The organism is Amycolatopsis orientalis DSM 40040 = KCTC 9412 (genome assembly GCF_000478275.1).
Lineage (GTDB): Bacteria > Actinomycetota > Actinomycetes > Mycobacteriales > Pseudonocardiaceae > Amycolatopsis > Amycolatopsis orientalis.
Genome location: NZ_ASJB01000004.1, coordinates 31,346 through 58,245 on the forward strand (window position 1 = coordinate 31,346; position 26,900 = coordinate 58,245).

A 26,900-nucleotide genomic window follows, 5' to 3' on the forward strand; every position below is an offset into this window, starting at 1 on the left:
AGTGGGGTGGACGCAAAATCAAGATAGCAAGCGGTAATGCCCGCACAAACACACGATCGGGTTTCGAGCTATGTTCACCTGTTTGCCGGGGTTGGCCGCATCGTGGTCGGCCGCGACGGCCGTTCGGGCGATGAAGTCGCACGTAAAGCCGGTATACGGACACGCTGGTGACGTCTCGTGTCGGCCGATCACCCGGTCGTGAAGCCTTCTTCCCTGACCGGTGACGCCCCTTTCCTGCGTGTGTCGAAAAGCGTTTCGCGGACTGAGAAACTGGGCCGAGCCGGTGATGATCGACTTCGGCTCATGGGCCACCAGTATGAATTGATTCAATTGCCCTTTTCGTCGCGTCGAACGGTGAACTAGCTTCAGCAGTCTTCACGGGGCAGGGAGTCGAATGGGTATTTATCTGACCGGCATCGCCTGGGTGGTCGGCGCGGCGATCGCCGCGGGCTTCGTCGGCTACCTCGTCCGCAAGTTCGGCTGGGACGAGGGGCGGCGTGACAACAACGACGCCGCCGGCCAGGTGTTCACCATCGTCGGCGGGCTGCACGCGGTCCTGGTCGCGTTCATCCTGATCTCCCTCTTCGACTCCGCGAGCGCGGCGCGCGACGGCTCCTACCACGAGGCGGACAGCCTGGTCGCCGCCGTCTGGGCCGCGGATTCCCTGGGGCCCGAGGTCAAGGACGAGGTCCGGAAGCTGAGCGCGGAGTACATCACCACGGTCGAACAACGGGAATGGCCGCTGATGGCGGGCGACGAGGCCGTCCCCGACGCCGGGTGGACGCAACTCGACCGGTTGCGCAAGGCGGTCGAGAAGGCGTCCTCGGACGACGACTGGGTCCGCGAGCGCAAGGCCGAAGCGGCCACCCAGCTCTGGCAGGTCTACGAGGCCCGGCAAAATCGACTCAACGCGGTCGAGGGCGGGCGGGTCGGCGGCGTCGTCTGGTTCGCGCTGATCCTGGGCAGCCTCATCTCCGTACTGCTGCCCAACCTGTTCGGCGGCACCCGGCTGGCCGCGCATCTGGTCATCGTCTCCACCCTGGCCGGCACGATCACGCTGCTCCTGTTCGCGATCTACCAGCTGCAGAACCCGTTCGGCGGCGGGGTGCGGATCCCGCCCGACGCGTTCACCGCGGCACGGGCAAGGATCGTTTGAGCACCGTGGACGGGGTGACGCGGGCGGCGGCGACGGTGGCCGTCGCCGGGCTGGTCGGCGCCTCGGCGCTGCTGGCCCCGATGGCCGCGCGCGCCGCCGAAGCCTGCCTGGTGGTGCAGGCCGAGACCCCGTCGCACGGGGCTTCGAAGCTCCGCTGGCTCGACGTCGGTTCGGGGACCACGCTGCGGGTGACCGACGCGGGATACCGGATCAACGCGCTCGGCTACTCCGCGGCGCGGGATCTGGTCTTCGGTATCACCGACGGACAGAGCCGGGGCGCGCACGCGGTGACGATCGATCGCGACGGGGACATCCGGGATCTCGGCCCGGTCACCCGTGCCGGGAACCGGCTGCCGGTGTGGAGTCCCGTCGCGGGGGTGACCGCCGGCGCGATCGGCGGGAATTCCTGGTACCTGCTCAGGAACGGCACACTGTACACAGTGGACTTGACGCCGGGGGAGCGGTACCTGCGGGTGATCAGGACGGTGTTCCTGAGGCCGATCACCCTCGCCCACGACGTCAACGACTTCGCCTACCACAACGGGCTGCTCTACGGTGTTTCCACCACCTGGCGCGGAAAAGGCGCCGTGATCACCATCGACCCGTCCTCCGGCAAGGTCCGTGAAGCCGAGGACGCCCGGTTCCCGCCCGCCGAGGTCTACGGCTCCGTCGTCCTCGGCCGTGACGGTGGCTTGTACGCCACCGCGAACCGGATCGGTGGGCGCAGCGTGCTCTACCGTCTGGACCGCGGTGGGCAGGTGACCGAGGTGACTTCGGGTCCGCCGCTGGCGGGTTCGGACGCCGCCGGCTGTCTCAGCGCGACCGAAGTCCCCGAGCCGCCGAAACCGGAACCGCCCAAGCCGACACCCACTCCGACGCCTACTCCGACTCCTACGCCCACACCGGCGCCGACGTCCGCTCCCACGTCGGCACCGGCCCCCACATCCACACCGACACCGACGCCATCACCGAATCCCGCTCCGACTCCGACGCCGACCTCGGCTCCGAGGTCCATTCCGGCGCCCAAAGTGGACGAGCCGCCCGTCCCCGCGCCGAAGCCGACCCGTGCGGCCGCCCTCCCGGACCGTGAGGAGGCGGCGGAGACCGACTCGCGCGCCCGCACGAAGGAGAAGCGGCGCTGGGGGCTGACCGCGCTGGTCCTGATCCTCGGCGGTGGTGCGGCGGCGGGCGCCGTCCGGCGGGCCCGGTGAGTCAGTACTTGAACTGGTCCACGTTCTCGCGCGTGATCAGCAGCGGGTCACCCAGCAGCACGGTCTTCGTGGCGTCGTCGTACTTGATCGCCGGGAGTTCGAGGTTGACCTTGTTGGACGGACCGAGTGGCTTCCCCTCGGCGATCTGCTTGCCCGCCCACGCGGTGAGGTAGCCGAGCGATTCGACGTTCCACAGCACCGAAAGCGAGGCGGAACCGTCCAGCAGGTACGGCTTGATCGCCTGCGGGGTCCCGACGCCGACGGTGAAGACGCGGCCGATCTTCTGCTGCGAGCGGACCGCTTCGGCGACCCCGGGCGCGGACGTCGTGCACTCGCCGACGAGGCCGGTGAGGTCGGGGTACTTCACCATCAGGTCCTTGGCCATCGTGGTGGCGGTTTCCCGGTCTTCGCCGGCGTAGACCGTCTCCACGAGCTGCGCGTGGGGATACCGGGTAGCGGTATAGGTACGTTGGACGGCGATCCACGCGTTGAGGTTCTCCGCGGTCTTGCCGCAGGAGACGATCGCGTACTTGCCCGCGCCGCTCATCTTCTTCATCAGGGCGTCGGTGAGTGCCTCGCCGATTCCCTCCGGCGTCGCCTGGTTGACGAAGAGTTCGCGGGCGGTGCCCGGCGCGTCGGTGTCCGAGGTGATCACGTGGACCCCCTTCGCCCGCGCGTCGGAGATCACCGGTGCCATCACCTTCGGATCGTTCGGGGCGATCGCGATGACGTCGACCCGCTGGTCGACGAGGCCGCGCACGATCGAGACCTGCGCGGCGGGGTCCACTGTGGGCGGCCCGACGGAGACCCATTCGACGCCGAGCTGTTTGGCCGCGGCGTGCCCGCCGGTGTTCATCGCCTCGAAGTACGGGATGCCCGCGACCTTCGGCACGAACGCGATCCGGATCGGCTTGGCCGCCGTCCCGGCCGGTTGCTCGCCGTCGCAGCCCACCATTCCGAGCATCATGCCCATCATGAGCACAACGGCCACCACGAGCGTCTTCGTCGGCCCTCGCATCTCCACCCCATAGTCACGGAACTACCTGAAACCAGCCGATCGGTCTGCGCGCGGTGGAGACCTCCGGCGAAACTAAGGGTCTCCGGTTACCCCGGTCAACCGGATGAGCGCAAAGGGTTACGGAAGTGAGTTCATCGACCTGGCCCGATTACCGGGTCGGCCTACGGAGGTGACGGTGAGCGACCGGGGAGACGCGGGTCACTGCGCCGAATATACGGGTGGGGGGTATATTGCCCCGTATGAACGAGACACGGCATGGAGCAAGCTGGTCGATGGCGGCGTCGGCGACCCTGCACTGCCTCACCGGCTGTGCGATCGGTGAGGTCCTCGGCATGGTGATCGGCACGGCGTTCGGCCTGCACAACGCGGCGACGGTCGTCCTGTCGATCGCGCTGGCCTTCGTCTTCGGTTACGCGCTGACCATGCGCGGCGTGCTGAAGTCGGGCCTGCGGTTCGGCGCGGCGCTCAAGGTGGCGCTGGCCGCCGACACCGTCTCGATCGCGGTCATGGAGATCGTCGACAACGGGGTCATGGTGGTGGTGCCGGGTGCGATGGACGCCGGGCTCACGAGCCTGCTGTTCTGGGGCGCGCTGGCGAGCTCGCTGGCCATCGCGTTCGTGCTGACGGTGCCGGTGAACAAGTGGATGATCGGGCGCGGGCTGGGGCACGCGAAGGTCCACGCGCACCACGGCGGCCACGAAGGACACCACGCGCACTGAGCCCTCATGAGACGCTGGAGAGGTCGATCGCCTGGTCGATCTCCTTCGGCATCAGCACCCGCAGGAGACCTTCGAGCAGGTAGTAGTCGGCGTAGGGCAGTGAAACCTCGACGCCGTCCTCGACCGGACGGTGCCGCGTGGCCCTCGCCACGATCGCCTCGGCGCGGGTGGACCTCGTGGTCAGGCAGGTGTCGCACAACGCGGTGAGGATCCGGATCGCGGCCTCGCGGTACTGGGGCCGGTTCGCGACCTTCGCCAGGTCGAGCAGGCCGCACGCCATCACGGCGCCGGCGGAGGAGTCCTTGATGTCGTGCGGCGCCTGCGGGGCGAGGTAGTCCCACACCGGGACGTTGTCCGGGGTCAGCGCGCGCAGCGCGAAATCGGCCAGGCGTCGCGCGGTCCGCAGGAACAGCGGGTCGCCGGTGCGGCGGTACATCGTGGTGAAACCGTAGATCGCCCAGGCCTGGCCGCGCGACCAGCACGACGACGGGCCGTAGCCCTGCACGGAGTTCGGGCCGATCTCGGCGCCGGTGCCCGGATCGAAGTCGAACACGTGCGGGGTCGAGCCGTCCGGGCGCAGGAACACCCGCTCGGTGGTCTTCGCGTGCGCGACGGCGATGTCGAGGTACTTTCGGTCGCCGGTCTGTTCGCTCGCGAAGGCCAGCAAGTCCAGGTTCATCATCGTGTCGACGATGACCCGGCCGGCGTTGCCCGGCGTGCCGAGCGCGCCCCACGCCCGGATGAAGCGCCCCTTTTCGTTGTATCGCTGGATGAGCGACGCGGCGGCGTTGAGCGCGCCGGTGCGCCACTTCCCGTCGCCGGTGAGCCGCCAGCCGGTGACCCACGAGGGGTAGAACAGGAAACCGAGGTCGTGATGGGTCGTCTCGTACTGGCGCGGCGCGAGCTTTTCCGCGGCCGCCGTCGCCAGTTCCCGGAATCGCCGATCTCCGCTGTAGAGCGACGCGAGCCACAATGTGCCCGGCCAGAAACCGCCGATCCAGCCACCGTTGGCGGAATAGGTCCATTTCTCGAATCGGGTGATCTCCGGAAACGCCGTCACGCCGGGGGCGACGGCCCGGAGTTTGGCGACCGCGTAGTCGGCGGCGCGGCTGAAAGTCGTTGGCACGGCGGCTTCCGAGTCCGCAGCGAGGGCGACCGGGGGGATCGCCGTCGCCGCCACCGCGGCACCGGCGGCGGTGGTCAACAGGGTGCGCCGGGAAACGCTCACGAGGACCGCCATTCGTCCGTGGGGAATTGCGTCACGGGAGTTTCGCACGACGATTACGTGCTTGTGAATAACTGTGTCGTTCAGCGGGACTGATGCGAGCGGTGGTCGTGAGTGGCAAGTGTCGTTAGAACGACACTTACCACTCACGACCAGGTGGATTCCGGAAAGGGCGAAGGCCCGGCGCAATGGGGGTGCGCCGGGCCTTCGCGTTCAGGGGGTCACGCGCACTTGGGCGCGACGGGCAGGTCCGATCCGGTCTGCAGGTAGGTGTCGGAGATGTAGTGCCCCGGGCCGATCCGGTCCCAGATGTTGCTGGTGCCGAACTTGCCGGTGACGGTCTCACCCTCGACGTAGCATTCGATGGTGACCTTCGCGTAGTTCGCCGCGAGGCCCTTGACGGCCGCCGTGGTGCTCGCCGAAGCCCGCACGTTCATCGGGTCGCCCGCGGTGCTGACGACGCCGGTCGGGCCGGAGCCGGTCCACAGGTAGGAGACGTTGACCCAGCCGTTGTCGGTCATCTTCAGGCCGTCCCAGAAGGTGCCGTCCGCGAGGTCGATCCCCGCCGGGTTGGCCACCTTACGGCCGAACTCGTCCTTGCCGCCGTTGTAGCCGTCCTGGTACGCGGCCTGCGCTTCGGGCTTGCCCTGCGGCAGGTTCTTCCACATCTGGCGGGTGTCCGACGGGTTCCAGTAGTCGTCCTTGGTGTTCCACGGACCGACGTCCCACACCGGCGCGTACTCGCACCGGCTGTTGTCGGTGCGGCAGATGCGGACCGTGTAGTTGCCGGTGTTCTTGGGGGCGAGGCCGCGACCCGAGGGCAGGGCGACGAAGTGGTCGCGCGACTTGATCACATGCCCGTTGGCGGTGGTGCCCCCGGTGAGGCCTTCACGGGTGCCGTAGACCTTGTAGGTCAGCGGGGCCGCGGCCGCGCCGATCGCGTTGGCCTGCGGGCCGAGTTCGCCCTGGAGCGTGACGTCGCTGACCTTCGCGGTCACGCCGTCGGTCAGGGTGCGCAGTCCGATGCGGACCTGGACGGTGGAGACCGAAGTGGACAGCTGGGCGGCGCCACCCTCGGTGGGGGTCCACTCGGTCCAGTCGTTGCCGTTGAGCTTTCCTCGCACGTCGACCTCGACGGCGGTGCCCTTCGGCGCGTCGGCGGTCACCTGCGCGGTGACGCGGTTCACCGGCTTTCCGAGCTGCTGCTCGGCCGGCAGGAGGTAACCCTGGCTGCCGATGGAGTCGGGCTTTCTGTGCCAGGCGGCGTTTTCCAGGCTGAGCACGCCGCCGTCGCTGCGGACGTTGACGTCGTCGCCGTCCACAGTGGACAGGTCGGCGTGCCAGGTTCCCTCTGGCGCCGCGTTCGCGGGGCTGGCGGCCAGCGCGGTGACCGCCCCCATGGCCAGCACGGCCGCCATCACGCGGCGGGCCGTTACGGTCCGGACCATTCCGGTCTCCCTTCGAGCACTCTCGGTTGCTATGAAGGGAGCTTCGCTGGGCCCTGTACACGATCGATACAAACGCAAGTCGGCACCTGGTCGCGCTGCGTACTCGCGCGTCCAAGTGCCGAGTTTGTTACGTCAGGCGCTCGCGGAATCGTCGTAAGAGGCTTCAGCGGATTCCTGGAGCCGCGAAGCGAGCGCGGATTCCTGTGGCCGCGCGGAGAGTTCCCGCCACAACGCCAGCGCGCGTTCCGAGTACGTCCGCGACCGCTCCGGCTGGCTCAAGGCCTCGTGCAGTTCGCCCAGCAACTGCGAGACCTCCGCCTCGGACCGGCGGTCCCCGTTACGCCGGTGCACGCTCAGCGAATTCACCAGGAGCAGTTGCGCGTGGGCCAGATCCCCGCTGTGCAGATACAACTCGCCCAGATTCTGGTTCGCGTATCCGACGCAGTGGTCGTCGCCGAGTTCGTTGAAGATCGCGATGGCCCGGTCGACCCGCTCGCGCGCGCCCGCGAGGTTGCCCTGATGCTGCCGCAGCATCGCGAGCCGTTTGAGCGCGTGCGCCTCCCGGTGCCGGTCGCCGATCGCCGCGGACTGTTCGAGCGCTTCGGTGAACCAGCGTTCCGCGTCGGCGAACCGGCGCCGCGCCAGCCACACCGCGCCGATCGCGATCCGCGCGACGGCCTCGCCGTGCGGATCACCGGCCGCCGAGAACTGGTCGAGCGACGCGTGACAATGCTCCAGCGCGACGGTGTCCTCGCCCTTGATCCGCAGCACGGTGCCGAGCCCGGCCAGCGCGATCGCCGCGCCCCGCGCGTCACCGATCTTGTCGAACAGCAGCTGCGACTGCTCGAACGCGATCAGCGCTTCGGCGTAACTGTCCTGGTACAGCTGGATCTGCCCGAGGTTGCGCTGGATGACCGCCTCCCCGCGGATCTCGCCGGACCGGCGGGCGGCGGCCAGCGCCACGGCATGGGTCTGCAGCCAGTCGTCCTGGTGCCCTCGCTGGTCGAAGTACGGCGCGAGGGCGGCGGCGAGCCGCCACGCCAGCGCGTCGAAGCCGAGTTCCGCGGCCAGCGAGACGGCGGCGACGCAGGTGTGCCGCTCGGCGGCGAACCACGCGGCCGGATCCTCGATCAGCCGCTCCGTCCCCGGCGGGAGGGCGGGCTGGACGGCGGTGTCGTCCCGGTAGAGCCCGAAGAAATGGATCGGCAGCTGGTCCGCGGCTTCGACCGCGAGCGCGAGATAGCCCTCCAGTACCCGTTTCGTGGCGTCGCGAGCCTTCGCCGGGACGTCCTGCGCCCGCAGCTCGACGGCATAGCACCGCAGCAGGTCGTGCAGGCGATAGCGAGGTTCGCCGGTGCCGTCCGAGCCGGTGAGTTCGACCAGGTGGGCGTCCACGAGCACGTCCAGGACGTCGTCGGCGTGGGGCCTGCCGAGCAGGGCCGCGACCACCCAGGCGGGGAACTGGACCGAGCCGAGCCCGCCGAGGCCGCGGAAGGCGGCCGCGGCGGACATCGGCAGCAGGTCGTAGCTGAGCGTGACACTGGCCCGGACGGCCAGATCGCCGACGCGGAGTTCGTCGAGTCTTCGTCTCTCGTCCCGGAGCCTGTCCGCCAGGACGCGCAGCGTCCATCCGGGCCGGTGGGTCAGCTTCGCACCGGCGACCCGGATCGCCAGCGGCAGATGGCCGCACTGGCGCAGGATCGCGGTCGCGCTCTCCGGCTCGGCGGAGACCCGCTCCGTGCCCACGATGCCTTCGAGCAGTCGCGCGGCCTCGGCCTCGGGCAGGAGATCGACGTCGACCGGGGTGGCCCCGGCCAGATCCGGCAGGCGCACCCGGCTGGTGATCAGCACCGCGCAGGTGCCCGCGCCGGGCAGGAGGGGCCGGACCTGCGCCGCGCTGCCGGCGTCGTCGAGGACGACGCACATCCGCGTGCCGGCCAGACGGGAACGCAGCAGCGCCGCGCGTTCGGGAAGATCACGCGGCAGGCCCGCGTCCGGGACACCCAGCGCGCGGAGCAACTCGGCGAGCACGGTCATCGGGGGTCGCGGCGAGGACGACGTCCCGGCGAGATCGACATGCAGCTGGCCGTCCGGGAAGTCCTCCCGGACCGCGTGCGCCACCCGGATCGCGACCGAGGACTTGCCGACCCCCGGCGCCCCGGAGAGCACCACGATCGCGGGCTTGCCCTGTTCGCGACGGCGGCGGAAAAGGCCGACGACGTCGCCGACCACCACCTCGCGGCCGGTGAAGTCCGGCAGGTCCAGCGGCAGCTGGCAGACCGGCGCCGTCTGCCGGGCGGGGGAGACGGACACGGTCTCCGGGGCCACGGAGGGCGCCGAGACCAGCGACGCCCGCAGTTCCCGCAAGCGCGCTCCCGGCTCGGTGCCGAGTTCGTCGGCCAGCACCTTTTCAGCCGCTTCGTAAGCCTCGATCGCGTCCGCCGTGCGGCCGTCGGCCCGCAGTGCGACGATCAGCTGCCGCCAGAGTTCCTCGCGCAGCGGATGCTCGGTGACCAGTCCGCGCAGTTCCGCGACGGCTTCGGCGGTGCGGCCGAGTTCGATCCGCGCCCGCAGCCGCTGTTCGGAGACCACGAGCCGCGATTCCGACAGCCGGGCGACGGTCGCGCCCCAGCCGTGGTCGTGGGGCAGCCCCTCGAGAACTTCCCCGCGCCACAGCGCTTCGGCTTGATCCAGCAGGTCGAGAGCGGTTTCGGCCTCGCCCCGGCCGAGGGCGTCCTGCGCCCGCGCGGCCAGTTCGCCGAACCTGATGTGGTCGATCTCCTCAGGGGCGGCCTTGAGGATGTATCCGGACGCCCGGCTGCCGATCCGTTCCCCGAGGGCGGGATCGTGATCGGCGAGGCGTTTGCGGAGTGAATGGACGTACGTGCGGATGTTCGCCGCCGCCGAACGTGGCGCCGACGAAGGCCACAGGACCTCGATCAGCAGTTCGGTGGAGACGACGACATTGGGCTGGAGCAGGAGCGCGGCGAGGAGCAGACGTGGTTTGGGGCCGCCCAACGGCACCACCTGTCCGTCCACCGCCACTTCGAGCGGACCGAGAACGCGAAACCCGAGAATAGTCACCTAAACCGCCAATACGGCAGGAGCCCCATATCGGCTGATCGTATTGCCGTGCGGCCATGGTTGGCTAGATCCATTCGCATGCATGTGCAGACAGCGCTTCGGCGTTTGTACGGGATGTGTACGACTCCGGTCGACGCTGCGGCCATGAAGCGTTCAGTTCACCGGCGGCTCGCCGGTTTCTTCCTCGTGCTGGCGACGGCGGGTGCCTTCGGTCTCGTCGCCGCGACCCCCGCGGTGGCCGCGGCGACCGGGACCGTGAAGACGGCGGGTGATCCGCTGAACGTGCGCCGCGCGCCGAGCACCTCGGCGTCCGCGGTGCGCACGGTGGCCAACGGTGCCTCGGTGACCATCGACTGCCAGACACAAGGGACCGAGGTCACCGGTCCGCTGGGCACGACGACGTTGTGGGACTACGTTCCCGCGCTCGGAGGTTACATTTCGGACGGATATGTCTACACCGGCTCCGATCAGCGGATCGCGCCCGACTGCGGCGTCGGATCCGGCAGCGCCGAATGTTCCACCGGCGCCTGCGCGGGTGAAGGACAGTTCCGTTCCTCCGATGCGCATTTCCTCGTCTACGACAAGGACGCCGACGGCAAGTCCGCCGTGGTCGCCTACTGGCTGAAGGGCGGCGCGGGCCCGTTCTACGTCTGGGCGTCCGGCGGTAACGGCACGCACGTCGACAAGGCCGTGCCGGTCGCGAAGGGTTCGTGGGTCTATTACAAGGTCTGCGTCGCCAACGCCGCCGCTAATCCGGTTCTCGAGGCCTGTAGTGGCGGCATCACCGATTACGCCGCGTGAAATCCCTCCCCGTTCCATCCCCACTTCGAAAGGTTGAATTCTCATGGGTCAGGTGAACCGGCGGGCGGTACTCCTCGGTGGAGCCGCGGCGGTTTCGGCGGCGGCGTTATCGTCGACGCTGCCTTCGTGGGCGAAAGCGAGAACAATGGCGGCGGCACCCGCCATCCACGATCCGTTCCAGCTCGGCGTCGCCTCGGGTGACCCGTTGCCGGACAGTGTCGTGCTGTGGACGCGGCTCGCCCCCGCCCCGCTGAACCCCGACGGTTTCGGCGGGATGCCGGACGCTTCGTACACAGTGGACTGGGAGATCGCGAACGACCAGGCGTTCTCGTCGGTCGTCCAGAACGGCACCGCGACCGCCGCCCGTGCCTCGGGATACAGCGTGCACATCGAACCGGTCGGGCTCCAGCCGGGCCGCGAGTACTTCTACCGCTTCAAGACCAGCGGTCACATCTCACCGGTCGGCCGGACGCGGACGGCGCCCGCGGCCGGTGCGGCGGTCAGTCAGCTGAAGTACTGCTTCTCCTCCTGCCAGCACTGGGAGGAGGGCTGGTACCACTCGTACAAGGGAATGCTCGCCGACAACCCGGAGCTGGTGCTGTTCCTCGGCGATTACATGTACGAGCGGAAATCCGGCCGCGCCGCCGCCGAACTGAATCCGCGCCGGCTCGCCTTCACCGAGGACGTGCAGACGCTGGCGCAGTACCGCGCCCGGCACGCGCAGCACAAGACCGACGCCGATCTGCAGGCCGCGCACGCGATGGCGCCGTGGATCGTGGTCTTCGACGACCACGAGGTGATGAACAACTGGAACGGCACCACCAGCCCCGCGACGGCGGAGCGCAAGGCCGCCGGGTTCCAGGCCTTCTACGAGAACATGCCGATCCGGTCCACCGCCAAGCCCAGTGGTTCGACCATCCGGCTGTACCGGCAGTTCGGCTGGGGCAACCTCGCCCGGTTCCACATGCTCGACACCCGGCAGTACCGCAACGCGCAGGTGCCCGACCCCTCCGGTGACGCCGGACCGGCGTGCACCGACATGCGGTCGACGTCGCGCAGCATCCTGGGCACGACGCAGGAGGCATGGCTGCTGAAGGCACTGGAGACCCAGCCGGCGAAGTGGGACTTCCTGGGCCAGCAGGTCTTCTTCGCCACCCGTGACGGCGACGGCAACAAGGCGACCTGCGAGAGCCCCGACTCCTGGCAGGGTTATGAGGCTTCCCGCGACCGGATCGCGAAGGGCATCGTCGACCGCAAGGTGCCGAACCCGATCGTGCTGACCGGCGACGTCCACCGGCACTGGGCGGCCGATCTGCGCCGCGACTACTTCAACCACAGCGACCCGGTGTTCGGTTCGGAACTGGTGACGACGTCGGTGACCAGCAACAGCGACACCGCGACCGATCCGTCGTCGACGTGGCTCTCGAACAACCCGCATATCAAGTACTGCCGCGGGAAACGTGGCTACGTAAGGGTGACGGCGTCGCAGTCGCAGATGCGGGCGGACTTCATGACGGTTTCGGACACCGCCGAGTACGACTTCTCGAAGGTGACCCTGGCCGCCGACCGCAGCTACGTCGTGGAGGCCGGAAAGCCAGGTCTGCAGCGGGTTTAGGGCCTCGTGAGTGGTAATGACGGTTAGAACCCTCATTACCACTCACGAGCCCTGCATGCGGGGAAAGCGCCCTTCGGCCTTTGTCATCCCTGCGGTTCCGAGGTGGGTCGTGAGTGGTAAGTGTCGTTAGAACGACACTTACCACTCACGACCAGATCCGACCCTGCTCCCTCGCGACCTGGCGTCGGTGTGAGGGGGCTGAAGGGGCCTTTCCTCTCATCTCACGCGGCGAAGGGCGCTTTCCTCTCATCGCATGCGGGGAAAGCGCCCTTCAGCCCTAGCCAAACCCCCAGACCAAGGTCAGGCCCCTCACGACTCAGGCCAGCAGGTCCACGAGGGCGTCACCGCGGGGTGTCCGGACCACGAGGACGACCTGACCCTCGCGGTGACGCTGGATCAGACCCGCCGAGACGAGCTGCTCGCAGTGGTAGGTCGCGGTGCTCGCGGCACAGGAAAGCAGATTCGCGATCTCGCCCATCCGCGCGGGCTTTCCCAAGTGCCGCAACAGTTTCGCGCGATGGGCGCCGACGACGAGATCGAGTCCGTCGACACCGGGACGTGGTTCGGACCGGCCGTTGTCGAGCAGGCCGTCCAAGCCCGGGAGGGGATAGGCGATCCAGATGGCGTCCTCTTCGTCGAAATTGGACACCACCGACCGGCCGCCCGCGAGCATCGGGACGAGGATCAGCTTGCGGCCGCGGGTGGTGTAGCGCGCCGGTTCGGCGTCGGGCAGCAGCAGCGAACCGTTGCTGAACCGGAAATGGGGCCGCAGCAGGCCGAGGACCGCGTCGGTCCCGCCGCGGACGGAGGCGACGCCGATCCGTTCGATCTCCCGGTCGAGCAGGGGCCGGGCCTTGGTCCACAGGTTTTCGGTCGCCACCCTGGTCGCGGTGAAGGCGTCCGCGAGCGAGGCGACCCAGCGTCTTGGCTGATCGGCCGCCTGCCGCCACTGGGCGGGCAGCCGGTCGCCGAAGACCTCTTCGAGGCCTTTCAAAACATCGGCCTCCGTGAGATCGCGCAGCATTTCCGCCTGGCAGACGGCGGAAGCGTCCTCGGTGGGACTGATGGGCACGATGAAGTCCGGCTGTACGGAGGTGCCCCGGCGGGCGAGCGCGCTCGCCGCGCGGTATCCCTGCTCCGGGATCGCCGAACCCACCTGGCGGCGCCAGGGGCCGGGTAGCCCGCGGTCGTACCCGCCGACGACCTCGACGAGCATCGAAACCAGTGAGATGTGCGGTGAAACCGTCACACCGACCGGGATCGTGCTGGTGTCACCGAGTTCGAGCCGGGTAAAGGAGGCCTGGGTCGGCGTCTCGCGCATCCGGTCGTCCCTCCTGGGAGTGGGCGTCGCAGCACGCGATGTTAGCGCCTCCGGTCAATACCCGGCACCGCCCGCGAACGAACCGAAGGGCGCTTTCCCCTGGTCAAGACCCGGGAAAGCGCCCTTCGGCCGGTGCGGCGACCTCAGAAGGCGAGTTGCTCATTCATGATGAGAAACGCGCCGAGACCATGGAAATCGTTGGTGTTGCGCTTACGCGCGTAGTAATACGCGGTATCGCCGACATTCGTCCCCTCGGAAATGTTCTTGATATCGGCCAGTCCGTCGGAACCGGTGGAAACCTGCGAGAGGACCCCGGCGTAGCCCTTCGCGGCGACCGGCCCGTACTCCGTGCCGACGTATCCGCGCTCGACCGCACGGGAGAGCAGGAACGTGTACATCGCCGAGGCCGACGTCTCCAGCCAGTTGTCCTTGTCCCCGCCGCGGTCGACGACCTGGAACCAGCGGCCCGAAGCCCGGTCCTGCCACCGGGTGTAGCCGGCCGCGAGGAACTTGACGACGTCGACGAGCCGCTGACGCCGCGGATGGCCCACGGGCAGGATCTCCAGCAGGTCGATCGACGCCATCCCGAGCCAGCCGATCGCGCGGGCCCAGTGGTACTTCGAATGCCGCCCGGGGCCCGAAGCCCACGATTCCGAGCCGTCCTCGTCGTAGGCGTGGTAGAGCAGGCCCTTGGCGGGTTCCTTGAGCCGGTCGAAATAGACCGTGACGTTCTTCGCCGCCTCGTTGTAGCAGTAGCCGGTGTCGCCGAAGGTCTTGCCGTACAAGGCGAGGAACGGCTGCGCCATGTACACGCCGTCCGCCCACAACTGCCCGACCTTGCTCGTGGCGTGGAACATCCCGCCGTCGGACGTCCGTGGATAGGACGGGAACCGGCGGCGCAGCTGGTCCGCCGCGGTCCTGTACTTCGCCTGCCCGGTTTCGGTGTACAGCAAGGGGAACATCTGCCCGGAACGCATCGCGTCCAGGTTGGTGAAGCCGTTGGAGATCCCGGTTTCGGTGACGAACCGGTCGTACCAGGAGAGGATGTAGTCGAGGTAGCGCTTCTCGCCGGTGCGCCGGTACACCAGGTATTGGCCGTAGAGGTACAGGCCGCGGGTGTAGCCCCAGCCGCCGAGGGTGGCCGGGGTGTAGCGCTTCATCGTCGAGTCGACGACAGCGCGGGACCAGTCCACCGGCGCCGCGGCGGCCGTCCCGGGCAGCGCGAGCGCGCCGATAGCGCCCGCGGTTCCCGCCAGCACCGTGCGCCGCGAAAGCCGTGCCGAGCGAAGAGGATCTTGGGACATTCTTGGCCCTTCCTGCGCCGGGGACTCCCGGGGGAGTGGGTGGCCGGGATGCCGATCCGCCGTCCGTCGGCATCCCGACCAGCTCTGGGGGCGACCTGGTCGCCGGGCTGAACTTCCTTGCGGGACAACACTTACCCGTCCGTTCGACGGCGAGTCAAGAGAGATCCGATCTCTTGTGTCATATATCAGATATAGCCACTCGAATGGGCGCTCCCGGTGTCCGGGACGGTCCCGCTGGGCGGCACTTCCGGGGTGCTCTCCTACGATCGGGGGGTGAACGAGCTGACCTTCCGCGGGCGCCGCGTCGCCCGTGATCGCGCCCTGGTCATGGCGATCGTCAACCGCACGCCGGATTCCTTCTACGACAAGGGCGCGACCTTCTCCGACCCGGACGCGCTCGCCGCCGTCGCCCGGGCCGTGGAGGAGGGGGCGGACATCGTCGACATCGGCGGGGTGAAGGCCGGTCCCGGTGCGGAGGTGGACGTCGAAGAAGAGATCCGACGGGTGGTGCCGTTCGTCGAACGGATCCGGGAACTGCATCCCGACCTGGTGATCAGCGTCGACACCTGGCGCCACGAGGTGGGCAGGCGGTCGGCGGAGGCGGGCGCGGACCTGATCAACGACACCTGGGCGGGCGCCGATCCGCGGCTGGCGGAGGTCGCGGCGGAGTTCGGCACCGGTTACGTCTGCTCGCACACCGGCAACGCCGTCCCGCGCACCCGCCCGTTCCGGGTGCGGTACCCGGACATCGTCGCGGACGTCGTCGCGGAGACGACGGCGCACGCCGAGGCCGTCGTCGCGCTCGGCGTCCCGCGCGAGGGGGTGCTGATCGACCCCACCCACGACTTCGGCAAGAACACCTGGCACAGTCTCGCGTTGCTGCGGTACGCGCGGGCACTGGCGGACACCGGCTGGCCGGTGCTGATGGCACTGTCCAATAAGGACTTCGTCGGCGAGACGCTCGGCGTGGAACTCGCGGACCGTGTCGACGGGACCCTCGCCGCCACGGCCTGGGCGGTGGCCGAGGGGGCGAAGGTGTTCCGGGTGCACGAGGTGAAGCGCACCCGGCAGGTACTGGAGATGATCGCCTCGATCCAGGGGGAGCGGCCGCCCGCACGCGCGATCCGCGGGCTCGCTTAGCCGTCCAGCGGGATCACGGCCGAAACCGTGCTGCCGGAACCGGGCTCGCCCAGGACGACGAGTTCGCCGCCGAGCGCGCGGACGCGGTCGCGCAGTCCGTGCAGCCCGGAACCGCCGCCGATGTCGGCCGCGCCGGTGCCGTCGTCGTGGACCTCCACCCGCAGACCGTCCTCCTCGACGCCGATGCGCACGCGCACCTCCCCGGCCTGCGCGTGTTTCAGCGCGTTGGTCACCGCTTCGGAGACGACGAAGTACGCCGTCGCCTCGACGGCGCCGCTGAGCCGGGGCACGTCGGCGCCCGAAAGGTCCACCGCGAGCGGGATCCGGTCCAGCAGCGACCGGACGGCCGGGATCAGCCCGGCCTCGGTGAGGATCGCGGGCCGCAGCCCGCGCGCGAGTTCGCGGAGTTCGGTGACGGTGGCCTGCAGTTCGTCGATGGTGCTCCGCAGCAGGGACGCGACGGCGGGGGTCACCTCGCCGCCGAGCCGCCGTTCGGCCATTCTCAGCAGCAGGACGACACTCACCAGCCGCTGCTGCGCGCCGTCGTGCAGATCCCGTTCGACCCGCCTCCGCTCGTCGTCGGCGGCGGCCACGATACGGGCGCGGGAGGCCTGGACCTCGACGAGCCGTTCCTCCAGTTCCGCGGCGAGCCGCTGGTTGTCCAGCACCAGCCCGGCGGCGGCGTTGAGCGCGTCGATCGACCGGCTGTCCTTCCACACCTCGTCGTCCTGGACGAGCGCCGCCAGTCCGGAGCCGTCGCGTTCCAGCAGAAGCCGGATCATCTCCGCGTTGCCGACCCGCGCCCGCAGCACTCCGACCAGGAACGCCAGCGGCCACAGGCAGAACGAGATCCGGTAGACGTCCAGCAGCGGTTCGGAGACCGGATGCCCGGAGCCCAGCGCGCTGCCGACCGTGGTGCTCACCGCGCCGATCACGGCGATGGCGACGACGGGGGAGAGCAGCCGCCGCTGCGGGAGACGGCCGGCGAGCCAGCGGTAGAGCAGCACCACCACCACACCGCCGCCGATCAGCGCGCCGACCAGTTCCAGCAGCCGTTTGACCAGTTGTTCGGCCTCCGGCGAGGCCGCGACCGCGGCGAGGTTCCGCGGATCGTCGTTCACGAGCAGGCCGAGTACCGCGGAGGAGAAGACGACGGCGTACGCGGTGACGACGAGTACGCGTTCCCCTCGGGTCCGGAGGCTCCCGTGGGGGAAGACGAGGACGAGATGCGCGATCACCGGGCTGGACGCGGCGGTCAGCGCGAGGCCGACGGTATGCGCGACGGGTTCCGGGGCGAATTGCAGGTCCTCGGCGAACAACGCGAGCCCGGCCACCGCGATGAGCAGGCCGGTGGGATTCGAGGAGCGGCGCACATGCGCGACGGCGCCGGCGAGGAGGAAGAGGAACCCGGTCGTCGTCGACAGGGTGGTGTCCAGCACGGTGTGCGTGCCGTCGGCGATCTTGAGCGTCATCGCCAGCACGCCCATCCCGATACCGGCGGTCAGCACACCCGCCATCGCGACGGTCCGAGGGTGATGCACCACTAAGCGTGATTCGGCCGTTCGGCCCGGACCGTTACACCGTGAGGACGCCGGTGCCCGGCCACCGGACTGGGACGCCCGTCCTGACATGTGGAACAGCAGTTCTGGCCGGTGTCAAGTTTTCTCAGGATCTTTCCCGTCATTCGGATGGCGATGCAGGCAGGCGGGCCGACATGCGACTCTCGCGCCACCACCCGAGCAGAGTCGTACCCTCCGAAAGGCGACCCCCCGTGCGCACCCACCACAGAACCCGCCTGCTGGCCGCGGCCTTCGCCGCCCTGACCCTGGCCGGTTCGATGGCGGGGTGTTCGCGCGCGGACAGCGGCCCGAAGACGGAACAGAAGAGCCAGGGTGCCGCGGCCGAGGTGCGCCTCGGGTACTTCCCGAACGTGACGCACGCGCCCGCGCTGATCGGGGTCAAGCAGGGCTTCTTCGCCAAGGAACTGGGCTCGACGAAGCTCACCCCCCAGACGTTCAACGCCGGGCCCGAAGAGGTCAACGCGCTGCTCGGCGACTCGCTCGACATCGCCTTCATCGGCTCCGGCCCGGCGATCAACGCCTTCACCAAGTCCAAGGGCGCCATCCAGCTCGTCTCCGGCGCGGTCACCGGCGGCGCGCAGCTGGTGGTGAAACCCGAGATCGCCGCCCCCGAGCAGCTCACCGGCAAGAACATCGCCACGCCGTCGCTGGCGAACACCCAGGACGTCGCGCTCAAGAAGTTCGTCGCCGAGAAGAAGCTACCCGACGTCAAGATCACCAACCTCGACAACCCGAAGACGTTCGACGCCTTCAAGAAGGGCGAACTCGACGGCGGCTGGCTGCCGGAACCGTGGTCGTCGCGGCTGGTGCTCGACGCGGGCGCGAAGGTCTTGGTGGACGAGAAGAACCTGTGGCCGGAAGGCAAGTTCCCGACCACGGTGGTGATCGTCCGCAGCGAGTTCCTCCAGCAGCACCCGGAGACCGTCACCGCCATCCTGAAGGGTGAGCTCGCCGCCATCGAGTGGGCGAAGACCAACCCCGCCGAGGCGAAAACGGTGGTCAATGGAGAACTCAAGGCGCTCGCGGGCAGCACACTGAGTGAGGCGGTCCTCGACCGCGCGTTCTCGGGCATCGAACTCGGCATCGACCCCGTCGCGTCGACGTTCGCCCAGCTCGCGCAGGACTCGGTGACCGCGGGCGTGGTGAAGTCCGCGGTGGACCTCAAGGGGTTCGCCGATTTCGGCCCGCTCAACGCCGTGCTCTCCGAGCAGGGCAAGCCCGGCGTGAACGCGTCCGGCCTGACGAAGTGACCGGAGGGGATCAGCGATGACGACCACCTTGGAGCCCGGCCTGTCCACCGGTGTCGCCGTGCGGCTCGACGGCGTCCGGAAGGCGTTCGGGCCGACGGGCCGCGCCGTCGTGGCCCTCGACGGGATGGACCTGACCGTCGCCCCCGGCGAGTTCGTCTGCCTGCTGGGCGCGTCCGGCTGCGGCAAGAGCACGCTGCTGAACCTGGTCGCCGGCCTCGACAAGCCGACGTCGGGCTCGATCACCCTGGAGACCTCCCGGCCCGCGGTGATGTTCCAGGAGGCCGCGCTGATGCCGTGGCTGACCGCGGCCCGCAACGTGGAACTCCCGCTGCGGCTGGCCGGTTTCGGCCGGACCGAGCGCCGCGAGAAGGCGGCCGAGCTGCTGGACCTCGTCCGGCTCGGCGGCGCGGGTGACAAGCGGCCGCACGAGCTGTCCGGCGGCATGCGGCAGCGCGTCGCGCTCGCCAGGGCGCTGGCCGCGACCTTGCGGGTCGGCGGTGACCCGGAACAGTCGCTGCTGCTGATGGACGAGCCGTTCGCCGCGCTGGACGCGATCACCCGCGACGTCCTGCAGGGCGAACTGTTGCGCGTCTACCGCAGCACCGGGACCTCGGTGCTGTTCGTGACCCACGACGTCCGCGAGGCCGTCCGGCTCGGCCAGCGGGTCGTGCTGCTTTCCTCGCGCCCGGGCCGGGTCGTGCGGGAATGGCGCGACGTCCAGGCCTCCGACGCCGAAGACCTGACGCTGGAGATCACCGGTCACCTCCGGGAGGTGATCAGTACCCATGCCGCGGCTTGACCGCCCCGGCGTCGAGGCGGCCGTGGAGGCGGACGAGGCCGTCGGCGCGGGGCTCGACTCGCTCGACACCCCCGCCGGGGAACGCCGGGAAAGCCGCGGGAAGCGGTTCTTGCGCGGTTTCGTGCCGCCGGTGGTGTTCCTGGTCCTGCTGATCGCGCTGTGGCAGGCACTGTGGGCCGCCGCGTTCTGGTCGGAGTCGATGCTGCCCGCGCCGCTCGCGGTCTGGGACGAACTCGTCGGCATCACCGTCGACGGCGAGATCTTCGAGTTCGTCTGGACCTCGGTGCACCGCGCCGCGCTGGGCTTCCTGATCGGGGTGGTCATCGGGACCCCGCTGGGCCTGCTGGTGGCGAAGGTCCGGCTGGTCCGCGCGGCCGTCGGGCCGTTTCTGACCGGCTTGCAAAGCCTTCCGTCGGTGGCCTGGGTGCCCGCCGCGATCCTGTGGTTCGGGCTGAACGACGCCTCGATCTACTTCGTCGTCCTGCTGGGCTCGGTACCGTCGATCGCGAACGGCCTCGTCGCGGGCATCGACCAGATCCCGCCGATCCTGCCGCGGGTCGGCCAGGTGATGGGCGCGGGCAGGCTCTCCTCCGCCCGGCACATCCTGCTGCCCGCCGCGCTGCCCGGTTTCCTGGCCGGGCTCAAACAGGGCTGGGCGTTCTCGTGGCGTTCGCTGATGGCCGCCGAACTGATCGCGCTGTCCCCGGCGCTCGGCAAGGGGCTCGGCGCGTACCTGAACGAGGGCTCGTCGTTCAACAGCATGGAAGGCGTGATCTCGGCGATCTTCCTGATCCTGCTGGTCGGGGTCGGCATCGAGCTGATCGTCTTCCGGCCGCTGGAACGGTCGGTCCTGCGGGCACGGGGGCTGACCGCGTCGCTTTAGTTCTGTGTGTTGTGGAGAGGTGTGTGGAATAGGGACGTTGAGTGTCTCTATTTCCACACACCGGTCACGCCGGGTCACCTCTCGGCCGCGATCTGGCCAGGTGAGCTGGGGCTGTGTGGATGCTGCTTCATCCAACGCAACAAAATCCACACGGTCACGGGTCGCTGTGCTCCGGGACTCCAGGTAGGCCGCGGCCGGGACTCGAACACGCCACCTTCGACTCACCCCTCGAATCGGCCAAGCGGGCCGAGCGTTCATCTCCGGGACCTCGCCTACCTACGAGACCGTAAGTTACGGTGTCGTAGGTAGGCGTTTTCCTTATCCCGGAAGGACGAGACGCATGACGGTCCCCGAAACCACCCGGCTGATGCTCGAGCTCGAGGCGACGGTCGAGGAGAACCTCAACCGGCATCTCTCGGTCGCCAAGGAATGGATGCCGCACGAGTACGTGCCGTGGAGTGAGGGGAAGAACTTCGCCGAACTGGGCGGCGAGCCCTGGGATCCCGAGCAGTCGCGGGTGTCGCCGATCGCGCGGACCTCGCTGGAGGTCAACCTCCTCACCGAGGACAACCTCCCGAGCTACCACCGCGAGATCGAGCGGGCGTTCGGGCGTGACGGTGCTTGGGGCACCTGGGTACACCGCTGGACCGCCGAAGAAGGCCGTCACGGTATCTGTATCCGCGACTACCTGCTGGTGACGCGCGCGGTGGATCCGGTCGAGCTGGAGCGGGCGCGCATGCAGACCATGCAGGCCGGCTACGACAGCGGCGACAAGGCGTTGCTGAACGTCTTCGCGTACGTGTCGTTCCAGGAACTGGCGACGCGGATTTCGCACCGCAACACCGGCCGGTACACGCAGGACCCGTTGTGCGAGAAGCTGCTCTCCCGCGTCGCGATGGACGAGAACCTGCACATGGTCTTCTACCGGAACCTGGTGCAGGCGTCGCTGGAGCTTTCCCCCGACGCGATGATGCGCGCGATCACCGACGAGGTCGTCCAGTTCCAGATGCCGGGGGCGGTGATCCCGAGTTTCGTGCGGAAGGCCGCGCTGATCGCGAAGGCGGGTATCTACGACCTGCGGATCCACCACGACGAAGTGATCTGGCCGCTGCTGCGGCAGTGGAAGATCTTCGAGCTGGAAGGGCTCGGCGAGGTGGGGGAGAAGGCCAGGGACGAACTCGACCAATTCCTGAAGGGCCTCGACACCCAGGCGTCGCGGTTCGAAGAGCGGCGCGCGGCCGCCGAAGCCCGCTCCGCCGCCCGACGCTGATCGGGCGGCGAAGCGGAGAGAGCTAGCGGGAGCGGCGGCCGCCCGCGCGGGTTCCCGAGGAGAACGCGGCGGCACCGCCCCGGCGGGCCGGAGCCCCACCGGACTGGTTGCGCGAGGACTGGGACTTCGCGGCCCCGGAAGCCCGGCGCGGCTGCGACTCGGCCGCACCGCGGCGAGCCTGTCCGCCCTTGGGCGCGCCTTCGCGACGTCCGGTGGTCTCGGCGGCGCGACGGCCCTGACCGGCGGGAGCGCCACCACGGCGGTCACCCTCGGCCCGCGGCTGACGCGAACGGCCTTCGGAGGAGCTACCGCGACGCCCACCGGAAGCACCCCGGCCACCGGCGGACGGACCACGGCCACGGCCTGTCCGGTTACCGCGGCCGCGGCCGGCCGGACGGTCCTCTTCCTCGTCGCCCTTGCCCAGGATGGCCTGGCCACTGGCGGAGACCTTCTTCGGCCGGGTGTCCACGATCGGCCGTCGCGGCGACGCGGTGAACGAACGCTCGCCGGGAGCCAGCTCGGCCAGCAGCGGGTGGCCGGGGCCGAGCTGCGTCGTGGTCGGCTTGATACCCGCCTTGCGGGTCAGGTCGCGGACGTCGCCGACCTGCGCGTCGGTCATCAGCGTGACGACGGTGCCGGACGCCCCGGCCCGCGCGGTCCGGCCGGACCGGTGCAGGTACGCCTTGTGCTCGACCGGCGGGTCGGCGTGGATGACCAGCGTGACGTCGTCGACGTGGATACCGCGGGCGGCGATGTCGGTGGCGACCAGCGTCTTCGCCGCACCGGAGGAGAATGCCTCCAGGTTGCGCGTCCGCGCGGTCTGGCCGAGGTTGCCGTGCAGTTCGACCGCCGGCACGCCGGAGGCCATGAGCTTGCGCGTCAGCTGCTTGGCGCGGTGCTTCGTGCGGGTGAACACCAGCGTCCGGCCCGGCGCCGCGGTGAGGTCGATCAGCACCGGCAGCCGGTGGGTCTCCTCCAGGTGCAGCACGTGGTGCTTCATGGTCGAGACCGGCGACTGCGCCGAGTCGACGCTGTGCGTGACCGGGTCGTGCATGAAGCGCTTGACCAGCACGTCGACGCCCGCGTCGAGGGTCGCGGAGAAGAGCAGCCGCTGGCCGCGCTCCGGCGTCTCGGCCATGATGCGCCGGACGTCGGGCAGGAAGCCCAGGTCGGCCATGTGGTCGGCCTCGTCCAGCACGGTGATCTCGATGTTGTCGAGCTTCGCCTCACCCGAGCGCATGTGGTCGGCGAGACGGCCGGGGCAGGCGACGACGATGTCGACACCGTCCCGCAGCCGGGTGATCTGCGGGTTGGGGCTGACCCCGCCGAAGATCGTGGTGACCTTGAGGCCGAGCGGCTTGGCCAGCGGCAGGAACGACGCCTCGATCTGGGTGGCCAGCTCGCGGGTCGGCGCCAGTACCAGCGCCCGCGGGCGGCCGGGGCGGCGCCGCGTCGGCCCGGCGGCCAGCCGGGTCAGGACGGGCAGCACGAAGCCGTAGGTCTTGCCGGAGCCGGTGCGGCCGCGGCCGAGGACGTCGCGGCCCGCCAGCGAATGCGGCAGCGTGGCGGCCTGGATGGGGAACGGGCTGGTGACGCCCTGTTCGGCGAGCGCGTCCACGAGGGTCTTGGGCAGGCCGAGTTCGGTAAAAGTAGGTGTGCTCATAAGCGTATGGGCGCGAAGCGCGCCCTGGTATCTCCGTAAGGGATCGGAACGGTTGTCCTGCCCGGCGCAGACCTCGGGGGGCCGCGGCGCGTGGTCTTCGACAACGAAACGCGGCCCGAGGCAGAACTGAGCGGACCGCGTTGTCCAGTGTACCCGGTCCTGATCTCCCGGACTACGTGATATCGCCCGCATCGGCCCGGCGAGGTTCGTCTGTTCGTACGAGACGGAGGCGGCGGCGCGGTGAAACGCTGGCCTGACCGTACGAAAGGGGACACGGGTGTCGAACGTTCAGGAGCTGCGAGGCGTGCTCGACGAGGGGGCACGTGAGGCGGGCGTCCCGGGGGCCGTGGTGGGGGTGACGCACCGGGGCGAGGAGTCGGTGTTCGCCACCGGGGTGTCCAGTGTGGACACCGGGCTGCCGGTCGATCCCGGCACCCTGTTCATGATCGGGTCCACCAGCAAGACCTTCGCCGCGACAGCCGTGCTGGCCCTGGTCGAAGACGGTGCGCTGGAGCTGGACAGGCCGGTCGTCGAGTACCTTCCCGATCTCCCGCTGGCGGATCCGGTGGCGCGGAAGACGGTGACCCTGCGCCATCTGCTCACGCATTCGGCCGGGTTCCTCGGCGACGTCGACTTCACCACCGGGTGGGGCGACGACGCGCTGGCACTGGCGATCGCGAAATTCGGCGAGCTGCCGCAGACCTTCCCGCCCGGCGAGGTGTTCTCCTACTGCAACGCCGGGTTCCAGCTGGCCGGACGGGTCGTCGAGGTCGTGGCGGGTGAACCCTTCGAGGACGTGGTCCGCGCCCGGCTGCTCGAACCGCTGGGCATGACCGAGTCGTATTACCTGCCGTGGGAGGTGCTCACGCGCCGTCACGCCGTCGGGCACGTGATGCGCGATGGCGGACCGGCTGTCGAACACACGGTGGGCCTGACCCGAGCGGACAGCGCGAGCGGCGGCCTGTGGTCGACGGCGGGGGACCAGCTGAAGTGGGCCCGCTTCTTCCTGACCGGCGAGGCCGAGGGCAAGCCGCCGGTCAGCGACGCCACCCGCGACCTCCTGCGCGCGCCGCAGCGCAAGGCCGCGCTGCGGTTCGAGGAGGTCGGGCTGAGCTGGCTGCACACGAGCCACGGCGCCGCGCGGCTGGTCCGGCACGGCGGCAACGTGAGCAACCTGCAGTTGTCGGACTTCGTGACGTTGCCGGAGGAGGACTTCGCCGTCACGGTGCTGACCAACAGCGCGGGTGGGGCGGTGCTGGGCGCGAAGATCGTCGACTGGTGCCTGGAGCATCTGATCGGGTTGTCTCCGCTCACGAACTTGCCGCCGGTGCCCCAGCCGGACATCGCCGAGTACCTCGGCCGCTATCAGACCGGCGACTTGGCGTTCGTGGTGAGCGACCGTGACGGCGCGCTGCAGGCCCAGATGGTCGCCGACATCGAGGACTTCCCGTCGCCGCCGCCGTTCGAAGCCGTCTTCGTGGCGGAAGACGCGATCGCCCCGGCCGCCGACACCCGGCGCCCCACCGCCCGCTTCCTGCGGAATGAGCACGGGGAGGTGACTTCGGTCGAGTTCGGTGGCCGGACGGCGAAGCGGCGCGCTACGGTTACCGGGTAGTAACTTCGGCGACCAGGAGTGACGATGAGCGAAAAGGCGACCGCGTTGTTGCTGAACCCGGGTGGGTACGACCCACGGCAGTTCGACCCGGAGACGCGTCGCCTGCTGCGTGCCACCATCGAGTGGTTCGAACAGCGAGGCAAGCGCAAGCTCGTCGAGGACTACCACGACCGGACCTTCTACGCGGACTTCATCGAGTTCGCGGGCAAGGAAGGGCTGTTCTCGACGTTCCTCACTCCCGGCGTCAACGCCGAGGGCGATCCCGACAAGCGCTGGGACACCGCGCGCGTCGCGGCGCTGTCGGAAATCCTCGGCTTCTATGGCTTGAATTATTGGTACCCCTGGCAGGTGACCATCCTGGGCCTCGGCCCGGTGTGGCAGAGCGCGAACGAGGCCGCCCGCAAACGCGCGGCGGACTCGCTCGCGGCCGGTGGCGTCGCCGCGTTCGGACTGTCCGAAAAGGAGCATGGCGCCGACATCTACTCGTCGGACCTCGTGCTGACCCCGGACGGTGCGGGCGGTTACCGCGCGAACGGGTCGAAGTACTACATCGGCAACGGGAACTGCGCGCGGACCGTGTCGGTCTTCGGTCGCATCGACGGTGTCGAAGGCCCGGACCAGTACGTGTTCTTCTACGCGGACTCGGAGCACCCGAACTACCACGTGGTGAAGAACGTCGTGCCGTCCCAGATGTACGTCGCCGAGTTCAGGCTCGACGACTACCCGGTGTCCGAAGAGGACATTCTGCACGTCGGCGCCGAAGCGTTCTCCGCGGCGCTGAACACGGTCAACATCGGCAAGTTCAACCTGTGCTTCGGCGGCATCGGGATGTCGACGCACTCGCTGTACGAAGCGATCACGCACGCGCACAACCGGGTGCTCTACGGCAAGAAGGTCACCGAATTCCCGCACGTGCGCCGGGAATTCGTCGAGGCGTACGCGCGGCTCATCGCGATGAAGCTGTTCTCCGACCGTGCCGTGGACTACTTCCGCAGCGCGAATCCGGACGACCGCCGGTATCTGCTGTTCAACCCGATCACCAAGATGAAGGTGACCACCGAGGCGCAGAAGGTCATCGGCCTGGTCGCGGATGTGGTGGCGGCCAAGGGTTTCGAGGCCGACACCTATCTGGCGATGTCCAAGAACGACATCGACGGCCTGCCGAAGCTGGAAGGCACGGTGGCGGTGAACCTCGCGCTGATCGCGAAGTTCGTGCCCGCGTACCTGTTCGCGCCGCAGGCCTACGAGCCGGTGCCGACGCGCACCGACGCCGCCGACGACGAGTTCCTGTTCCGGCAGGGCCCGGCACGCGGGCTGTCGAAGGTGCGGTTCCACGACTGGCGCGAGGCCTACGCGAAGGCGTCCGCGATCCCGAACGTCGCCCGGTTCACCGAGCAGGCCGAGGCACTGGTGAAGCTGTTCACCGACGCGGCCCCGGACGAGGCGCAGCAGCAGGACATCGACTTCGGGCTCGCGCTGACCGAGCTGTTCACGCTGGTCGTCTACGGACAGCTGGTGCTGGAGCAGGCGGAGATCACCGGCATCGAGACCGAGGTCGTCGACCAGATCTTCGCCATCCTGGTGCAGGACTTCAGCGCCACCGCGGTCGAGCTGCACGGGAAGTCGTCCTCGACCGAGGCGCAGCAGGCGCTCGCGCTGGCTTCGATCCGGAAGCCCGTCGTCGACGCGGCCCGCTTCGACCACGTGTGGTCGCTCGTGCGGGATCTCTCCGGCGCCTACGAGATGGCCCCGTGAGCTGAAGGACGCTTTCCCCTCATCTGACGCGGTGAAGGACGCT

Annotated in this window: 20 protein-coding genes; 12 read left to right on the forward strand and 8 right to left on the reverse strand. The window is 69.2% G+C overall.

The window, feature by feature from the left end; genetic code table 11:
- Positions 1-394 precede the first annotated feature (394 nt).
- Positions 395-1,156: a bestrophin-like domain gene (locus L324_RS00670; RefSeq protein ID WP_037303306.1), complete on the forward strand. Its 762-nt coding sequence runs from the start codon at positions 395-397 to the stop codon at positions 1,154-1,156.
- 5 nt (positions 1,157-1,161) lie between these two features.
- The gene (locus L324_RS00675; protein WP_037303403.1) at positions 1,162-2,367 is read left to right on the forward strand and encodes a DUF6923 family protein; all 1,206 of its coding nucleotides are present in this window, start codon (positions 1,162-1,164) and stop codon (positions 2,365-2,367) included.
- A gap of 1 nt (position 2,368) precedes the next feature.
- Here the strand turns inward: L324_RS00675 and L324_RS00680 are convergent, their stop codons facing one another.
- The gene (locus tag L324_RS00680) at positions 2,369-3,391 is read right to left on the reverse strand and encodes an autoinducer 2 ABC transporter substrate-binding protein (protein ID WP_037303307.1); all 1,023 of its coding nucleotides are present in this window, start codon (positions 3,389-3,391) and stop codon (positions 2,369-2,371) included.
- A 266-nt stretch (positions 3,392-3,657) separates the two neighbouring features.
- Between L324_RS00680 and L324_RS00685 the strand changes: the two genes are divergently transcribed.
- A complete protein-coding gene (locus tag L324_RS00685; protein WP_438938435.1) occupies positions 3,658-4,104 on the forward strand; it encodes a DUF4396 domain-containing protein in 447 nt (148 codons plus the stop codon).
- A gap of 4 nt (positions 4,105-4,108) precedes the next feature.
- Here the strand turns inward: L324_RS00685 and L324_RS00690 are convergent, their stop codons facing one another.
- The 3 genes from L324_RS00690 to L324_RS00700 all read right to left on the reverse strand — a co-directional run bounded on the left by L324_RS00690 (position 4,109) and on the right by L324_RS00700 (position 9,861).
- Complete coding sequence (locus L324_RS00690; RefSeq protein WP_037303405.1) at positions 4,109-5,332, reverse strand: glycoside hydrolase family 88 protein; 1,224 nt, start codon at positions 5,330-5,332, stop codon at positions 4,109-4,111.
- A 218-nt stretch (positions 5,333-5,550) separates the two neighbouring features.
- On the reverse strand, positions 5,551-6,777 hold the full coding sequence (locus L324_RS00695; RefSeq protein WP_037303309.1) for a DUF8814 domain-containing protein: 1,227 nt from the start codon (positions 6,775-6,777) through the stop codon (positions 5,551-5,553).
- A 132-nt stretch (positions 6,778-6,909) separates the two neighbouring features.
- The gene (locus L324_RS00700; RefSeq protein ID WP_152546655.1) at positions 6,910-9,861 is read right to left on the reverse strand and encodes an AfsR/SARP family transcriptional regulator; all 2,952 of its coding nucleotides are present in this window, start codon (positions 9,859-9,861) and stop codon (positions 6,910-6,912) included.
- Positions 9,862-10,005: 144 nt separating this feature from the next.
- Between L324_RS00700 and L324_RS00705 the strand changes: the two genes are divergently transcribed.
- A complete protein-coding gene (locus L324_RS00705; RefSeq protein WP_037303311.1) occupies positions 10,006-10,662 on the forward strand; it encodes an SH3 domain-containing protein in 657 nt (218 codons plus the stop codon).
- Positions 10,663-10,705: 43 nt separating this feature from the next.
- On the forward strand, positions 10,706-12,277 hold the full coding sequence (locus L324_RS00710) for an alkaline phosphatase D family protein (RefSeq protein WP_037303312.1): 1,572 nt from the start codon (positions 10,706-10,708) through the stop codon (positions 12,275-12,277).
- A 316-nt stretch (positions 12,278-12,593) separates the two neighbouring features.
- Here the strand turns inward: L324_RS00710 and L324_RS00715 are convergent, their stop codons facing one another.
- Both L324_RS00715 and L324_RS00720 read right to left on the reverse strand, forming a co-directional pair.
- A complete protein-coding gene (locus tag L324_RS00715; protein ID WP_037303313.1) occupies positions 12,594-13,598 on the reverse strand; it encodes a winged helix-turn-helix domain-containing protein in 1,005 nt (334 codons plus the stop codon).
- Between the two features lie 143 nt (positions 13,599-13,741).
- Complete coding sequence (locus L324_RS00720; protein ID WP_037303314.1) at positions 13,742-14,902, reverse strand: glycoside hydrolase family 88/105 protein; 1,161 nt, start codon at positions 14,900-14,902, stop codon at positions 13,742-13,744.
- Positions 14,903-15,175: 273 nt separating this feature from the next.
- Between L324_RS00720 and folP the strand changes: the two genes are divergently transcribed.
- Complete coding sequence (gene folP, locus L324_RS00725; protein ID WP_037303406.1) at positions 15,176-16,042, forward strand: dihydropteroate synthase; 867 nt, start codon at positions 15,176-15,178, stop codon at positions 16,040-16,042.
- Here the strand turns inward: folP and L324_RS00730 are convergent.
- Positions 16,039-17,559, reverse strand: coding sequence for a sensor histidine kinase (locus L324_RS00730; protein ID WP_152546659.1), 1,521 nt, complete (start codon positions 17,557-17,559; stop codon positions 16,039-16,041). The two genes, folP and L324_RS00730, sit on opposite strands and share 4 nt — an antisense overlap.
- A gap of 254 nt (positions 17,560-17,813) precedes the next feature.
- Here L324_RS00730 and L324_RS00735 point away from each other — a divergent pair, with 254 nt between their 5' ends.
- From L324_RS00735 to L324_RS00750, 4 genes are all read left to right on the forward strand, one after another.
- Positions 17,814-18,872, forward strand: coding sequence for an ABC transporter substrate-binding protein (locus tag L324_RS00735; protein ID WP_037303316.1), 1,059 nt, complete (start codon positions 17,814-17,816; stop codon positions 18,870-18,872).
- Positions 18,873-18,888: 16 nt separating this feature from the next.
- Entirely contained in the window at positions 18,889-19,671 is a 783-nt protein-coding gene (locus L324_RS00740) for an ABC transporter ATP-binding protein (RefSeq protein WP_037303317.1), read from the forward strand.
- Complete coding sequence (locus L324_RS00745) at positions 19,658-20,554, forward strand: ABC transporter permease (RefSeq protein ID WP_037303318.1); 897 nt, start codon at positions 19,658-19,660, stop codon at positions 20,552-20,554. The genes L324_RS00740 and L324_RS00745 overlap by 14 nt, the downstream gene beginning before the upstream one ends.
- Positions 20,555-20,894: 340 nt before the next feature.
- Positions 20,895-21,824 (forward strand): acyl-ACP desaturase, encoded by a 930-nt coding sequence (locus L324_RS00750; protein WP_037303319.1) that lies wholly within the window; start codon positions 20,895-20,897, stop codon positions 21,822-21,824.
- Between the two features lie 22 nt (positions 21,825-21,846).
- Here L324_RS00750 and L324_RS00755 read toward each other — a convergent pair whose 3' ends face one another.
- Positions 21,847-23,487, reverse strand: a complete 1,641-nt coding sequence (locus tag L324_RS00755; RefSeq protein WP_037303320.1) for a DEAD/DEAH box helicase — start codon at positions 23,485-23,487, stop codon at positions 21,847-21,849.
- Positions 23,488-23,764: 277 nt separating this feature from the next.
- On the opposite strand from L324_RS00755, the gene L324_RS00760 reads away from it, so the two are divergent.
- Entirely contained in the window at positions 23,765-25,102 is a 1,338-nt protein-coding gene (locus L324_RS00760; protein WP_051173550.1) for a serine hydrolase domain-containing protein, read from the forward strand.
- A gap of 24 nt (positions 25,103-25,126) precedes the next feature.
- On the forward strand, positions 25,127-26,857 hold the full coding sequence (locus L324_RS00765; protein ID WP_037303322.1) for an acyl-CoA dehydrogenase family protein: 1,731 nt from the start codon (positions 25,127-25,129) through the stop codon (positions 26,855-26,857).
- Positions 26,858-26,900: the final 43 nt, after the last annotated feature.

Coding starts and splice junctions, on each gene's coding strand:
- L324_RS00720 (WP_037303314.1), bottom strand. CDS start 14,902: ATGTCCCAAGATCCTCTTCGCTCGGCACGGCTTTCGCGGCGCACGGTG.
- L324_RS00705 (WP_037303311.1), top strand. CDS start 10,006: ATGAAGCGTTCAGTTCACCGGCGGCTCGCCGGTTTCTTCCTCGTGCTG.
- L324_RS00685 (WP_438938435.1), top strand. CDS start 3,658: ATGGCGGCGTCGGCGACCCTGCACTGCCTCACCGGCTGTGCGATCGGT.
- L324_RS00745 (WP_037303318.1), top strand. CDS start 19,658: ATGCCGCGGCTTGACCGCCCCGGCGTCGAGGCGGCCGTGGAGGCGGAC.
- L324_RS00740 (WP_037303317.1), top strand. CDS start 18,889: ATGACGACCACCTTGGAGCCCGGCCTGTCCACCGGTGTCGCCGTGCGG.
- L324_RS00755 (WP_037303320.1), bottom strand. CDS start 23,487: ATGAGCACACCTACTTTTACCGAACTCGGCCTGCCCAAGACCCTCGTG.
- L324_RS00670 (WP_037303306.1), top strand. CDS start 395: ATGGGTATTTATCTGACCGGCATCGCCTGGGTGGTCGGCGCGGCGATC.
- L324_RS00765 (WP_037303322.1), top strand. CDS start 25,127: ATGAGCGAAAAGGCGACCGCGTTGTTGCTGAACCCGGGTGGGTACGAC.
- L324_RS00695 (WP_037303309.1), bottom strand. CDS start 6,777: ATGGTCCGGACCGTAACGGCCCGCCGCGTGATGGCGGCCGTGCTGGCC.
- L324_RS00750 (WP_037303319.1), top strand. CDS start 20,895: ATGACGGTCCCCGAAACCACCCGGCTGATGCTCGAGCTCGAGGCGACG.
- L324_RS00730 (WP_152546659.1), bottom strand. CDS start 17,559: ATGGCGGGTGTGCTGACCGCCGGTATCGGGATGGGCGTGCTGGCGATG.
- L324_RS00715 (WP_037303313.1), bottom strand. CDS start 13,598: ATGCGCGAGACGCCGACCCAGGCCTCCTTTACCCGGCTCGAACTCGGT.
- L324_RS00710 (WP_037303312.1), top strand. CDS start 10,706: ATGGGTCAGGTGAACCGGCGGGCGGTACTCCTCGGTGGAGCCGCGGCG.